16 protein-coding genes and 1 tRNA gene are annotated in these 12,776 nt (G+C 70.1%); 14 read left to right on the top strand and 3 right to left on the bottom strand.

Going from position 1 to position 12,776, the window contains the following annotated elements; genetic code table 11:
• Positions 1-70 precede the first annotated feature (70 nt).
• The 12 genes from SRB5_RS25875 (at position 71) to SRB5_RS25820 (ending at position 7,951) form a co-directional block, all read left to right on the top strand.
• On the top strand, positions 71-343 hold the full coding sequence (locus tag SRB5_RS25875) for a hypothetical protein (RefSeq protein WP_323378470.1): 273 nt from the start codon (positions 71-73) through the stop codon (positions 341-343).
• Positions 340-531, top strand: coding sequence for a hypothetical protein (locus tag SRB5_RS25870; RefSeq protein WP_153455831.1), 192 nt, complete (start codon positions 340-342; stop codon positions 529-531). The genes SRB5_RS25875 and SRB5_RS25870 overlap by 4 nt, the downstream gene beginning before the upstream one ends.
• A gap of 17 nt (positions 532-548) precedes the next feature.
• Positions 549-932, top strand: coding sequence for an ASCH domain-containing protein (locus SRB5_RS25865; RefSeq protein ID WP_153455830.1), 384 nt, complete (start codon positions 549-551; stop codon positions 930-932).
• Positions 929-1,435, top strand: coding sequence for a hypothetical protein (locus SRB5_RS25860; RefSeq protein ID WP_323378469.1), 507 nt, complete (start codon positions 929-931; stop codon positions 1,433-1,435). Before SRB5_RS25865 ends, SRB5_RS25860 begins: the two co-directional genes overlap by 4 nt.
• Positions 1,436-1,447: 12 nt before the next feature.
• Positions 1,448-1,861: a hypothetical protein gene (locus tag SRB5_RS25855; RefSeq protein WP_153455829.1), complete on the top strand. Its 414-nt coding sequence runs from the start codon at positions 1,448-1,450 to the stop codon at positions 1,859-1,861.
• On the top strand, positions 1,858-2,241 hold the full coding sequence (locus tag SRB5_RS25850; RefSeq protein WP_153455828.1) for a DUF4326 domain-containing protein: 384 nt from the start codon (positions 1,858-1,860) through the stop codon (positions 2,239-2,241). Before SRB5_RS25855 ends, SRB5_RS25850 begins: the two co-directional genes overlap by 4 nt.
• A 20-nt stretch (positions 2,242-2,261) precedes the next feature.
• Positions 2,262-2,654, top strand: coding sequence for a hypothetical protein (locus tag SRB5_RS25845; protein WP_153455827.1), 393 nt, complete (start codon positions 2,262-2,264; stop codon positions 2,652-2,654).
• Positions 2,654-3,100: a hypothetical protein gene (locus tag SRB5_RS25840; protein ID WP_153455826.1), complete on the top strand. Its 447-nt coding sequence runs from the start codon at positions 2,654-2,656 to the stop codon at positions 3,098-3,100. The genes SRB5_RS25845 and SRB5_RS25840 overlap by 1 nt, the downstream gene beginning before the upstream one ends.
• Positions 3,101-3,190: 90 nt before the next feature.
• A complete protein-coding gene (locus SRB5_RS25835; RefSeq protein ID WP_153455825.1) occupies positions 3,191-4,054 on the top strand; it encodes a bifunctional DNA primase/polymerase in 864 nt (287 codons plus the stop codon).
• A gap of 2 nt (positions 4,055-4,056) precedes the next feature.
• Complete coding sequence (locus SRB5_RS25830) at positions 4,057-5,535, top strand: ATP-binding protein (protein WP_153455824.1); 1,479 nt, start codon at positions 4,057-4,059, stop codon at positions 5,533-5,535.
• Between the two features lie 523 nt (positions 5,536-6,058).
• Positions 6,059-6,418 (top strand): helix-turn-helix domain-containing protein, encoded by a 360-nt coding sequence (locus SRB5_RS25825; protein ID WP_153455823.1) that lies wholly within the window; start codon positions 6,059-6,061, stop codon positions 6,416-6,418.
• Between the two features lie 21 nt (positions 6,419-6,439).
• A complete protein-coding gene (locus tag SRB5_RS25820; RefSeq protein WP_153455822.1) occupies positions 6,440-7,951 on the top strand; it encodes a LacI family DNA-binding transcriptional regulator in 1,512 nt (503 codons plus the stop codon).
• Between the two features lie 117 nt (positions 7,952-8,068).
• Here the strand turns inward: SRB5_RS25820 and SRB5_RS25815 are convergent.
• Positions 8,069-8,142 (bottom strand) — tRNA-Pro (locus SRB5_RS25815).
• A gap of 50 nt (positions 8,143-8,192) precedes the next feature.
• Positions 8,193-9,125, bottom strand: coding sequence for a metallophosphoesterase (locus tag SRB5_RS25810; protein ID WP_153455821.1), 933 nt, complete (start codon positions 9,123-9,125; stop codon positions 8,193-8,195).
• A gap of 78 nt (positions 9,126-9,203) precedes the next feature.
• On the opposite strand from SRB5_RS25810, the gene SRB5_RS25805 reads away from it, so the two are divergent.
• Positions 9,204-9,668 (top strand): GatB/YqeY domain-containing protein, encoded by a 465-nt coding sequence (locus tag SRB5_RS25805; RefSeq protein WP_153455820.1) that lies wholly within the window; start codon positions 9,204-9,206, stop codon positions 9,666-9,668.
• 70 nt (positions 9,669-9,738) lie between these two features.
• On the opposite strand, the gene SRB5_RS25800 is transcribed toward SRB5_RS25805, so the two are convergent.
• Positions 9,739-12,063 (bottom strand): transglycosylase domain-containing protein, encoded by a 2,325-nt coding sequence (locus tag SRB5_RS25800; RefSeq protein WP_153455819.1) that lies wholly within the window; start codon positions 12,061-12,063, stop codon positions 9,739-9,741.
• A 383-nt stretch (positions 12,064-12,446) separates the two neighbouring features.
• Here SRB5_RS25800 and SRB5_RS25795 point away from each other — a divergent pair, with 383 nt between their 5' ends.
• Entirely contained in the window at positions 12,447-12,776 is a 330-nt protein-coding gene (locus SRB5_RS25795; protein WP_194293031.1) for a WhiB family transcriptional regulator, read from the top strand.

Raw genomic sequence — 12,776 nt, 5'->3', positions numbered from 1 at the left:
TCTGATCAGGCCGCTAGTGGATAGCGGCCCACCTGCGGAAACCCCCTGATCCTGCCTGGGAGGGCATCTCGTGACCCCGACCCTGCTCGCTATCGCCTGCCTACTCGCCATCACACTCGGTTACATCGGGACGTGTGCGGTCTCGCCGTTCGGCCCCTGCCGGAAGTGCCGTGGCATGGGCTGCAAGGTCAAGACCAACCGGCGCGGGAAGGTCCGGCGCGGCCGTGACTGCCGCCGCTGCCACGCCACCGGACGCCGCATACGCGTCGGCCGCTGGATCTACAACCGCGCCACCCGCACCTACGAGGCGGGCACAGACACCCGGACGGGGGCCGTCCGATGACCTTCGCCGTCTCCGCCGTCCTCCTCTTCGGCGTCTCCTCCGTCATCGCGGTCAAGACCCGCTCTGCCGGGGCCGGGTCCGCGGTCGTGCTGTTCCTGTTCGGGTTCTTCACCGCCGGAACCGGCGCCTACGACCCCATCCGCACCCTGCTCGCCACCCTCGCCCAGACCATCACCCAACTCCGCTGACACCCCGAAGGAGACGCATGCGAGCACTCACGATCCGCCAGCCCTGGGCCGACGCCATCGCCCACGGTGCCAAGCGCGTCGAGAACCGCACCTGGACCACCGACTACCGCGGCCCGCTTCTCATCCACGCCGGTGCCCAGTGGGCCGAACACGTCTGGGGCCCCAGCGACGGACCCGACGTCCGCTCCGCTGTCCTGGCCGTGGCCACACTCACTGACATCCACCCCTCCCGCCGCTGCTGCGACCCCTGGGGCGAATGGCAGCCGAACGTCCACCACTGGGTCCTCACCGACGTGCGCACCCTCGCCCGGCCCGTGCCCGCCACCGGCCGGCTGAGCCTGTGGACCCCGTCCGACGACCTGACCGAGCACATCAACACGATTCTGGAGGACACGCCGTGAACCCCACCGACACCCCGCGCACCGACCGGCCGCTGACCGATGCTCAGGCCGACGCGGAGGCCCGGCGGATCATCGCCGACGTCTACCGCCCCGACGACGCTGCCGTGGCGACGCCGACGGCGTTCCGGGACGACACCCCGCTCCCCACGTACGGGGACATGCCGCCCGTCGCCCAGCCGGGCCGGGCGCCGATGTCGGGGAAGGCGGTCGACGACACCGCCCGCCTGATCGGCGCCAGCGTCCTGGTCTCCGTGACCGGCGGGACCGTCAGTCTCGTGCTGCGGGCGTCCGATCAGGCCGACCCCGTCGTGCTGGGCGTCGGCGGCGCGTCCGTCGCCGCCGTCCTGCTGGCCGCCGCCCGGCTCATCGGCCGCGCCAAGACCCCCGCCACCCCGCCCGAGACCACCGTGCACGTCCACGGGCCTGTGTCCGTCGACCAGCGCACGACCCACACCCGCACCCACGGCGTGTGGGTCCGCAACAACCACACCGAGAAGCCCTAGGAGGGATGCCCCGTGACCGCCCGCATCCACCCTCGCAGCCGCCCCAGGATCGGTGCCAGCCGCTTACCCGCCGCGCCCTCCACCGCGGGCACCACCCGCGTACCCCACCCCCACACCGCGCCGAGCGTGTTCATGGCCGGGCCCGACGGCACCACCGTGATCGATGTGATCGCCGTCGAACGGGTCACCAACGGCCACGCCCGCGGCCACATCCTCACCCCCGACGAACGCCGCTACGCCGCGTACCTGATGCTCGACCACCTCCCGCACAGCATCATCGTCGAGCGGCTCGGCATCAGCGGCGCCACGCTCCTGACCTGGTTCCCCCACCTCCCCCGACGCCGCACCCGGCCCCGGACGCCCGCCACGGTCACCATCCCCCTGGCCGCCCCGGCGGCGGCCGTCGAGCTGGAGCGTGCCGCATGAGGGCCACGGACCGCCCCCGTCGTCTCCAGCGGTGCCGGACCAAGGGATGGCGCGCTCCTGCCGGGGCGGTGTACGTCGGGCGCGGGAGCCTGTGGGGCAACCCCTTCCGCGTCGGTGACACCACCCCCGACGACTGGCACGAGCCGTTCGCGGGCGTCCTCGTGCGCGACCGCGCTCACGCCGTCGAGCTGCTGCGGGCCTACCTGGCCTGGAGGGCCGGGCAGCCTTCCGGGTGGTGCAGCCGGCGCGGCCCGAACTTCCAGTGGGAGCGCGCGGTACGTGCGGCTCTGCACGGCAGGGACCTCATGTGCTGGTGCCCGGCCGACCAGCCGTGCCACGCCGACCTGCTCCTTGAACTCGCCAACCCCACCACCGACTGACCAGACAGGAGAACCCAGCCGTGTCCGACATCCGCATCATCGGCGACCCGCCCGACGCCGAGCCGATCACCAAGACCCTGACCCCCGCCGATTTCGAAGCCGTCCACTACGGCAGCCCCGTCACGTCCCTCGGCGAGCACGGCGAGTGGCTGCTCATCCTCGGTCACCCCGGCCGCCGCCGCGCCTGGGCCGTGTTCAACCGGCACATCCGCACCCACCTCGGCGAACGCCACGGCCTCACCGACTGGTGGGGCCGCCCCCACCGCGACTGGAACCAGTTCCTCACGGAGGAGTGGGTGGTGATCCGCCCGGACGAAGACGACGGCGAGGACCAGGGCGGCTGGTGCGCCGACTGGGACGGCGGCAAGGACGCCCCGGGCGCCGTGCCCGTCACCGTGCTGGACGTCGGCTGATGACCGCCGCCAATCCGCGTCTGCGTGGCGCTGTCGCCGTCGACCACCCCACCACCAGAGACCGGCCGGACACCGACACTCCCGGCGCCCTGGCGGACCGGGCCGCCGAAGCGATCCGTGCCCTGAACCACGCCACCTTGGGGGATCGCAGCCAGCTCTCGTTCCCCGGCGACGCGTACGCCGTCGTCGGCCCGCTGGTGAATCTCGCGCGGCGCCTGCCACAGTCCTTTGACCAGCTCGCGGAGTTCCTGGACGTGCTGGACGCACTCGTCCGTACGGGCTACGTAGCGGCCGACCGCGGCGACCCGTCCGAGCACCTTGCCACCGCCCGGTCCGCGCTCACGTCGGCAACGAGCGCGGCGCAGACCCTCATGCAGTACCTCGACCTCACCCACCGGGCCCTGGGCCCGCTGGGCTGGTCCGGCCCCCTGACCGACGACCAGTAGCTACGCCCGGGGCGACCGCCCCATCTCGCCAAAGACACGCGGTCGCCCCGGCACCCCTCTGTTCACCGAAGAGAACAGGAGACCTACAGCATGACTCAGCAGACCCGCACCGCACAGCCGGGAACGCTCGCGGCCACCGCGCTGGAGCTGGCGGGCGCCGGCGTGCCGGTGCTGCCGCTGCGCGCGGGGAAGGTGCCGTTCGCCAACTGCCTCTGGTGCGCGGGCAACGGGTGCGGTGGCCGGCCGGGCATGAAGACCCCCGGGCCGTGCGCGTGCCCGGCGCCCTGCCACGCCTGGGCCGCCGCCACCACCGACCCCGCCGTGCTCACCTCCCGTCCGTGGGCGGTGGCGTGGTCGCGGGCGGTGGGCGTGGCCTACCACCCCGGCGGCGCCGGGCTGACCGTGGTGGACCTCGACGACCCCGACGCCATCGCCTGGGCGCGCGGCGCGCTGCCCGCCACGCGCACGGTGGCCACAACGCGCGGGGAGCACTGGATCTACCGGGGCGTTATGACGTCCCGCAACAAGGTGCGTCCCGGCGTCGACATCAAGTCCGCCATGTCCTACGCCCGCTATCTCGGGCCGGGCACCGGCCCCCTCGCCAACCTTCCCGACGCCGTCCGTGCCCTCGCCGTGAACCCACGACCGGTGCGGCCGGCGCGGCTCCCCGCCGCCGTGCCCGCGGGATCCGGGGGCGGGGAATGCCCACACCGCACGCCCGTCTTCCTGGAGCGCGGCATCGCGATGGCCGTGCAGCGCATCACCGAGGCGCGCAGCACGATCCACGCGACCGTGTACGGCGCGTTCCTGGCCGTGCTGTCCACGCACGGCCGCTGCGGATGCCTGACCGACGTCCACGTCGGGCGGCTGTTCGCCGCCGCGCAGGCCAGGGGCGAGACGCCCCGGCACTGCGCGGACGCGTGGGCCAACGCCCGCAGCACGTTGGGGCTGTGACCATGTCCGACGAAGAGAAGACACCTGCCCGCGAAGTCATTGCCGACTACGCGCAGGCTCACTTCCGGTACTTCCGCACGGTGGACGGCACCGTCTACGCCCAGCGCAACGGGCACCCTGTGGCCCGTCCGATCCGCTCCCAGGGCACCACGGGCAGCCATCGCCAGGAACTCATGGTCGGCCTGTTCAACGACGGGGTCGGCGTGTTCAACGGAACCGCCTTGAAGGAGGCGCTGGATTTGATCGAGGCACTCGCCATGAGCCAGCCCGTTCAGCAGGTCCATATCCGCGTGGCGCCGGGACTCGATGGGGCGACCTGGCTGGACCTGGGCCGCAACGACGGGCAGTCGGTCCGCATCCACCCCACCGGGTGGGACATCGTCACCCCCGATCCGGCAGAGGTCTGCTGGCGCCGGACCCAGCTCACCGGACAGCTCCCCTTCCCCGTCAAGGACACCGACGGCAAGGGCATCGACCTGCTCATGCGGCTGTGCAACTTCGCCAACGCGGAGACCGAATGCCTGGCCATCGCCTGGCTCATCGGCTGTCTGGGACCCACGGTTCCCGTGCCCGCGCCGTTCCTGACCGGACCGCAGGGTGCGGGCAAGTCCACCGGCGGACGCATGCTCATCCGCATCATCGAGGGCATGAGCGGAGACCTGCGCCGCGCCCCGAAGGACGAAGAGAACCTGATCGCCGCCGTCGGCGCGGGATGGGTCACCGCGCTGGACAACCTATCCCACCTCACCCCGGACCTGTCCGACGCCATGTGCTGCATCGTTACCGGCGCCGAGAACATCAAACGCGCCCTGTTCACCGACGGCGACGTCTTCCGCGTCAGCTACCGCCGCCCCCTGCTCATGACCGGCATCGACGTCGGAGTCATCCGCCCCGACCTCGCCGAACGCCTCCTGCCGCTCCGTCTGGAGCGGCCCAAGGTCCGGCGCACCGAGGCCGAACTGTGGACGGAGTACGAAGAGATCCTGCCCGTCGTCCTCGGCTCCCTCCTGGACCTCACCGTTCTGGTCCGCGCCGCCGAGGCGGACATCCCCACGGATCTGCGCATGGCCGACTTCGCGCACCTGTGCGCGCAGCTCGACGCGGCAACCGGCCTCGGAGCGCTGGGCGCCTACCGGGCCAGCCTCGACGACCTCAACGACGACGTCATTGAAGGCGACCTGCTGGCACAGACCGTGCTGAAGTACGCCGCCGGCCTCGACCCCGGAACGGAGGAACGGATGACGTCGGCCGAATGGCTGCACTGCCTCACCGGCCTCTACAGCGGCGAGGAATGCCGCCCCCTCCCGAAAGGGTGGCCGACCACCGGCAAAGTCCTCTCCGACCGCCTCAAACGCCTACAGCCCACCCTCGCCGCCCGCGGCGTCCTCATCGACTGGGGCCGCACCATGTCTGCCCGGTACATCGAGATGGCCCGGCCTCCGGGCCCGCCGCTGCCGCACGAGCAGGAACCGGCGTTCTGACCGGCAGCGCCGATCACCCTGAACAGCAAGAGGAGCACCCCACGCCGGGTGCTCCTCTTGCTGTTCGGCGGCGGCAGCCGCCCTGCAAGGGTCGCGCCGCGAAGCGGCTCCTTCTTTCGGTCTTCGCGAGCCGCACTACAAAACAGACACCCCTCCTTTTTCCTAAGTAGGAGGACGCTGCGTCATCTGCGTCATGCGCGACCGAAAACGGCACATGACCAGGGCAAACACCCATGACGCAGAACCCTAGGGCCTGCGTCATCCTGCGTCATCTGCGTCATGCCCTGACGCAGACCATGACGCAGCCATGACGCAGACACCACAGGCTGTGTCATCCAAACCCGCAGGTCACCCCCCGGGGATGACGCAGATGACGCAATGACGCAGAAATCCCAACCTCGGACGCACGCGGCCACCCCAGATGCCCGCTACCCCCTCCCGGCGAACCCGTGAAGGAGCCCAAAATGCCCGATTGGCGGCCGACCCCCAGTGAGATCTCGACGATCAGCAAGGAGGCCCTGGGATGACACCCTCCCGAGCTCGACGCGGCAACGCCGCATCCGCCCTGACACCCCTCTACCGCCCGGCCGAAGTCGCCGAAGCGCTCGGCTGCTCCGAGTGGTGGGTGAAGGAACAGGCACGCAGGGGGCGCATTCCGTTCACGCGGACTGGCGGCGGCTTCCGCTTCACCGCCGAGCACTACCAGGAGATTATCCGCGTCTTCGAAGAGCGCCCGGCCTGTGTCGCGCAGCCTGCCGCCGAGGAAGGACCAACTGTTGTCCCACGCCGGATGCGGCAGATTCCTCCGGCCGCCATTTCGGCGCTACGGGCCAAGCAGCCGCGCCGAGCAGCCCGGGAACATCCCACGCGTCCCACCGCGTGAAGAACAGATAGGGGAGAGGCATTGGGATACGGCGAGAAGCGCGGGGACTACTACCGGGGGCGGTTCTGGATCGCCCCCGGGGTGCTCCGCACCGTCGTGGACGCCAACGGCAACACGGTCCGGTACACCACCAAGCGCGAGGCTGCCAAGGCGGCGAACGACCTGGAAGCCAAGGTCCGAGAGGTTGGCTACCGCGACCCGAACGCAGGCAGGGAGACGTTCGGCGAGTACGTGAACCGCTGGTACGAGGCGCAGGAGTTGGCCCCGTCCACCATGCAGAACTACAGGCACCATCTGGAGGAACATCTCCTCCCGGAGTTCGAGGACAAGGCCCTCGCCGACATCAAGCCCACGGATGTCGGGGCCTGGGAGAAGAAGGAGCGCAAGCTCTACGCCGCATCCAGCGTGAAGACCTGGCACGGCACATTGCACCTCATCCTTAGCGACGCCGTGGAGGAAGGGCTGATCGACTCCAACCCGGCTACCAAGAGGCGTGGCCGGGGCAGGCGCGCCGGCCGCTCCAGAAACAGGGGGCCCGAGAAGGTGGTGACCGACGCTCTCGGCATTCTGCTGATCGCCGAGCGGGTCTCCCTGCTTTCGGGCCGTGACGATGAGTTTGTGGCCGTGGTCCTGAAAGGCTTCACCGGCATGCGATGGGGCGAAATCGTCGGCCTGGAGCGCCAGTTCGTGCGCCCCGCCTCGGTGCGCGTGGAATGGCAGCTCTACGAACTCGACTCGGGACAGTTCGAGCGGTGCCCCCCCAAGGACGACTCGTACCGGACCATCGACACCCCCGAGTGGCTGTCGGGCTTGGTCAAGCACCACATCTCCCGTACGGACTCAGCGCCTTGCTCGTGCCACGGGCAGGCGTACGCCTTCCGTGGCCACGGACCCGCCAACGGAGCGGCCCGGCAGATCGGAGCGAAGTTGGTCGATGTCGCCCGCCGAGCCGAGGTCTCGCCGGCCACCGTCTCCAACGTGCTGAACCGTCCGGACACGGTCGCCGAACGGACGCGGCTCAAGGTGGAGGAGGCCATCGCCTCGCTCGGCTACGTTCGCACTGGCCAGTCCGGGGAAACGGCCGCACACTGGCGCCGAACCGGATTTGCCACCTGGCTGTTCCACCCAGCCGCCACAGGGTGGTATCCGAAGAAGGCCCCGCAGGAAGCGCGCCCCGTTCCTATCCTGGCGGACCCCTGGCCGGGGGTGCCGGCGCGTGGGCGCAACGCCTCGGGACGGGCGGATGCGTGCTGGCTGCCGATCGCACGGGGTCTCACGCCGCATGGGCTCAGGCACTCCCACAAGACGGTCATGGAGGAGTTCGGCATCCCGCCGAAACTCATGGATGAGCGCCTGGGCCATGAGGACGGCTCGGTGCAGGCCCGCTACTCACACATCACCGCGAAGATGCGGCAGCGGCTCATGGACGAGCTGACCGAGCAGTGGGATGAGGCACTGGACGCGCGGTTCGCCATGCACCCGCGGTCGCCGGTCCAAGTGCTCGACGCCTTGCTGAGGACCCGGCGGGCGTGACTTCCGGGGAGTCGATTTCCTTGATCCACTCCCCGTTCACTCCCCAGTGACCCTAAAATGCAGATCAGGCCCGACTCTCGAAGAGAGGGAATCGGACCTGATCTGCTGTTTCTTCAGTCGGGGTGGCGGGATTTGAACCCACGACCTCTTCGTCCCGAACGAAGCGCGCTGCCAAGCTGCGCTACACCCCGAAGCAACGAGCACTACTGTAGCCCACCCGCGGCGCCAGACGAAATTCGTTTCAGGTGGTGGCGGTCAGTGTGAGCAGGGTCGCCTCCGGGGGGCAGGCGAAGCGGACCGGGGTGTAGCGGTTCGTGCCGCAGCCTGCGGAGACGTGGAGGCGGGAGGTGCGGCCGGCCGCGGTGTGGGTGGAGGGGCCGGAGACGCGGGCGGTGTCGATGTCGCAGTTCGTGACCAGCGCGCCGTAGAACGGGATGCACAGCTGGCCCCCGTGGGTGTGGCCGGCCAGGATCAGCGGGTAGCCGTCCGCCGTGAAGGCGTCCAGGGCACGCAGGTACGGGGCGTGCACCAGCGCCAGGGAGAAGTCCGCGGCGGTGTCGGGGCCGCCGGCCACCTCGGTGTAGCGGTCGCGGCGGATGTGCGGGTCGTCCAGGCCCGTCAGGGCCAGCTCCGTACCGGACGCCAGCTTGACCCGGCCGCGGGAGTTCGACAGGCCCACCCAGCCGGAGGCCTCGAACGCGTCGCGCATGCCCTCCCAGGGGTTGCGGCGCACCCCGATGTTCGGGTCGTTCTTGCCGTTCAGGCCGTGCTGGCCGCGCGCCTTCTCCAGCAGATAGCGGGCGGGGTTACGGGCCGACGGGGCGTAGTAGTCGTTCGACCCCATGACGTACGTACCGGGGAACTCCAGCAGCGGCCCCAGCGCGTCCAGCAGCTCGGGGACGGCGTCCGGGTCGGAGAGGTTGTCGCCGGTGTTCACCACCAGGTCCGGGCGCAGCCCGGCCAGCGACTGCAGCCAGCGGCGCTTCTTGCCCTGGCCGGAGACCATGTGGATGTCCGACACGTGCAGCACCCGCATCGGCTCCATCCCCGCGGGGAGCACCGGCAGCGTCACCCGGCGCAGCCGGAAGGACCGCACCTCGATCCCGGCGGCGTATCCCACGCACGCCGTGCCTAGTGCTGTCAGGGCCAGGGGGACTCCGTATCGCGCGCGCATCCGTCCATCGTCGCAGAAGCCCGGCGGCACGATTAATGCGGCGGCCCCGTTCCCCCGGGGCATGGCAGACTCGGGGGCATGACCACGCTGAAGGCCAAGCTGCAGGACGACCTCACCGCCGCCATCAAGGGCCGGGACGAGCTGCGCTCCGCCACGCTCCGGATGACCCTCGCCGCGATCACGAAGGAGGAGGTCGCGGGCAAGGAGGCCCGCACGCTCTCCGACGACGAGGTGCAGAAGGTGATCGCCCGCGAGGCCAAGAAGCGGCGCGAGGCCGCCGAGGCCTTCGAGAAGGGCGGCCGCGCGGAGTCCGCGGCGCGGGAGCTCGCGGAGGGCGAGGTGCTGGACGCGTATCTGCCGCAGCAGCTGTCCGACGAGGAGCTGGCGTCCGTGGTGACGCAGGCCGTCGGGGAGGCGAAGGCCGCCGGCGCCGAGGGGCCGCGGGCCATCGGCGCCGTGATGAAGATCGTGAACCCGAAGGTCGCCGGCCGTGCCGAGGGCGGCCGGGTCGCCGCCGCGGTGAAGAAGGCCCTGGCGGGCTGACCCCGCCCCAGGAACGCGGAAGGCCCTCCCGCCGAGACGGGAGGGCCTTCGCCGTGTGTACGGGGGCGGCTTACGGCCACCCCGTCGTATTGCCGTTCCCGTTGCCGTTCCCGCCGCCGATCAGCGTGCCGGCGTCCGTCGTTCCGCCGTCGAGGGTGCCGCCGTCCAGCGTGCCCCCGTCCAGGGTCCCGCCGTTCGTCGGGTCGGTCGGGCCACCGGTGTCGCCGCCCGTGATGCCGCCGAGGGTCAGGCCGCCGAGCGGGTCGTCGTCGCCGTGGCCGGGGCGGTCCTTGTGCTTGGGCTTGGGGTTGGCGATGGGAACCAGGTTGAAGCTTTCCGCCGGCCGGTTCGCCACGGCGCCCGACATGGCGTCGCGCCAGATGGGGCCGGGGACGCCGCCGCCGAAGACCTTGGGGTAGTAGACGCCGCCGATGTTGATGTTCACCATCTCGACGTCCTTGCCGCCCGCGCCGCCGACCCACACGGCCGCCGCCAGGTTCGGCGTGTAGCCGACGAACCACGCGGCCTTGCGGTTGTCCGTGGTACCCGTCTTACCGGCGCTGGCCCGCCCGCTCAGCCCCGCCTGCGCACCCGTACCGTCCGTCACCACACCGTTGAGCAGGGTGTTCACCGTGTCGGCGGTCTTCTCGTCCATGACCCGCTTGCACTGCGTCTTCGGCACCGGCAGCGACTTGTTGTCGGCGTCCTTCACCGACTCGATCGCCACCGGCGTGCAGTACTCGCCGCGGTTGGCGAAGGTCGCGTACGCGTTGGCCATGGTCAGCGGGGCGATGGTCTGGGTGCCGAGGGTGAGGCTGGTGGACTCCTGGAGCTCCTTGCCGTCACCGCGGTGGACGCCCATGTTCTGCGCGAGGGTCTTCACCGGGCAGATGCCGATCTCGGCGATCATCGCGACGAAGTAGGTGTTGATCGACTTCGCCGTCGCCTCCTTCAGCGCGTACGGGCCGACCTCCGACTTCGTCTCGTTCTGCACGCTCTCCGGGCCCCCGGTCTCGGGGTCGATGCCGCGCAGCGACGGCTTGTCCGGGTCACAGGTCTCGACGCGCTCGGGGTAGAGCATCTTGTTCGGCGCCGGATAGACCTTGCTGTTCGGGATGCCCTCCTCGAGCGCCGCGGCGGCGGTGAAGGGCTTGAACGTCGAACCCGTCTGGAAGCCGTACGTCGATCCGCCCATCGAGTGGTCCACCGACAGATTGATCTCCGTCTGGTGCTTGTTCGGGTCCAGCCCGTACGGCCGGGACTGGCCCATTCCGATGATCTTGCCGGTGCCGGGTTCGACCATGGAGACGGCGGTGGCGACCTTGTCCTTCTGGAAGACGTGCTTCTTGACCGAGTCGTTGAGGGACTTCTGCGCCTTGGGGTCCAGGGTGGTACGGATCGTCAGCCCGCCCTGGTTCCACCGCTTCTGGCGCTCGCCCTCCGTCTTGCCGTACAGCTTGCTGCCGAGGAACGTCCGCCGGACGTAGTCGCAGAAGTGGCCGGCGCCCTGGACGGCGGTGATGCAGCCGTTGCGGGGGGAGCTGAACTTCAGGCCCAGGTCCTCGGCCTTCGCTTTCTCGGCTTCGGCGGCGGAGATGTACTTGCTCTTCGCCATCCGGTCGATGACGTCGTTGCGCCGCTTGAGTGCCTCCCGCTCGTCGTTGACGGGGTCGTAGCGCGACGGCGACTGGACGATGCCGGCCAGCATGGCGGCCTCGGTGAGCTTCAGCTTGCTCGCGGGCTTGCTGTAGTAGCGCTGGGCGGCGGCCTCCACCCCGTACGCCTGCTCGCCGAAGAAGGCGATGTTGAGGTAGCCCTCGAGGATCTCCTTCTTGGTGAGCTCCTGCTCCACCTGGATGGCGAGCTTCAGCTCCTTGATCTTGCGGCCGAGGGTCTGGCGGGTGGCCTCCTTGAGCTTCTCGGGGCTCTCGCCGGCCTCCTCCATCGCGATGTTCTTCACGTACTGCTGGGTGAGCGTGGAGGCACCCTCCTGGACCGTGCCGGCCTGGGCGTTCGCGTTCAGGGCGCGCAGGATGCCCTTGAGGTCGACGGCGCCGTGCTGGTAGTAGCGCGCGTCCTCGATCGCGACGATCGCCTGCTGCATCACGGGGGCGACCTGCTTGATGGGGATCACCGTGCGGTTGCGCTCGTAGACCGTGGCGATGAGGCCGCCGTCGCGGTCCAGGATCACGTTCCGCTGGCTCAGCGGGGGGCGCTCGATGCTGGCGGGCAGCTTGTCGAAGCCCTCGACGGTGCCCTTGGCGGCCAGACCCAGCGCGCCCACGGCGGGCAGCGAGATCCCGGCGAGCAGGGCGCCCGCCAGCAGGCTGACGCCGAGGAACTTCGCGGCCTGCTGGGCGGTGGTGAGGCCACCGCCGGGACGCTTGTATGCCATGCGCCCACCCTAACTTCTCATTCGGCGGACAGCCGCCCGTCTGTTCGCTTACGCTGCTCCTGGCTGTATCAGGAGTACGTCTCCGTATCAACCGTGTCGTCACTCCTGTGGGTGATTAGACCTGACCGCTTTGATGGCCTGTGATGGCCCACGCCCCATTGCTCCCCGGTGATCCGTTGGGAAATAGCCTGATGGTCCGGTATGTCGAGCGCTCACTCCCGTGGGTGATCTGCCGCGTACGCATAGTCCGTTCGGGCCATTCAAGATTGGGCCCGCAGGGGGTGTTGCGCCCTGCTGTCCTTCCGTAACGTCCTCAACTGGCAACGGTGAATATGCCGATGCCGCCGTGGGGGAGCCTCAATTCGGGAGAGGACGGCGCCAGCATGAGCTGGGTTACCGACTGGAGTGCACAGGCAGCGTGCCGCACCACTGATCCGGACGAACTGTTCGTCCAGGGAGCGGCGCAGAACAGGGCGAAGGCGGTATGCACCGGATGTCCGGTGCGCACGGAGTGCCTCGCCGACGCCCTCGACAACCGGGTGGAGTTCGGGGTCTGGGGCGGAATGACGGAGCGCGAGCGGCGCGCTCTGCTGCGCCGCAGGCCGACCGTCACCTCGTGGCGCCGGCTGCTGGAGACGGCGAAGCTGGAGTACGAGCGGTCGGCGGGCCTGCTGCCCGCGGACGAGCAGGAGTACGCGGCCGCGGCGAGCTGA

Source organism: Streptomyces smaragdinus (assembly GCF_009604385.1).
Taxonomy (GTDB): domain Bacteria; phylum Actinomycetota; class Actinomycetes; order Streptomycetales; family Streptomycetaceae; genus Streptomyces; species Streptomyces smaragdinus.
Note: the sequence above shows the minus strand (reverse complement) of the source record. Positions and strands in the feature narration are given on the sequence as shown.

What these genes read in the sequence shown, in the direction of transcription:
- SRB5_RS25865 (WP_153455830.1), top strand. Translation starts at nt 549, where the DNA reads ATGCGAGCACTCACGATCCGCCAGCCCTGGGCCGACGCCATCGCCCAC.
- SRB5_RS25810 (WP_153455821.1), bottom strand. Translation starts at nt 9,125, where the DNA reads ATGCGCGCGCGATACGGAGTCCCCCTGGCCCTGACAGCACTAGGCACG.
- SRB5_RS25850 (WP_153455828.1), top strand. Translation starts at nt 1,858, where the DNA reads ATGAGGGCCACGGACCGCCCCCGTCGTCTCCAGCGGTGCCGGACCAAG.
- SRB5_RS25835 (WP_153455825.1), top strand. Translation starts at nt 3,191, where the DNA reads ATGACTCAGCAGACCCGCACCGCACAGCCGGGAACGCTCGCGGCCACC.
- SRB5_RS25805 (WP_153455820.1), top strand. Translation starts at nt 9,204, where the DNA reads ATGACCACGCTGAAGGCCAAGCTGCAGGACGACCTCACCGCCGCCATC.
- SRB5_RS25800 (WP_153455819.1), bottom strand. Translation starts at nt 12,063, where the DNA reads ATGGCATACAAGCGTCCCGGCGGTGGCCTCACCACCGCCCAGCAGGCC.
- SRB5_RS25840 (WP_153455826.1), top strand. Translation starts at nt 2,654, where the DNA reads ATGACCGCCGCCAATCCGCGTCTGCGTGGCGCTGTCGCCGTCGACCAC.
- SRB5_RS25830 (WP_153455824.1), top strand. Translation starts at nt 4,057, where the DNA reads ATGTCCGACGAAGAGAAGACACCTGCCCGCGAAGTCATTGCCGACTAC.
- SRB5_RS25825 (WP_153455823.1), top strand. Translation starts at nt 6,059, where the DNA reads ATGACACCCTCCCGAGCTCGACGCGGCAACGCCGCATCCGCCCTGACA.
- SRB5_RS25795 (WP_194293031.1), top strand. Translation starts at nt 12,447, where the DNA reads ATGAGCTGGGTTACCGACTGGAGTGCACAGGCAGCGTGCCGCACCACT.
- SRB5_RS25870 (WP_153455831.1), top strand. Translation starts at nt 340, where the DNA reads ATGACCTTCGCCGTCTCCGCCGTCCTCCTCTTCGGCGTCTCCTCCGTC.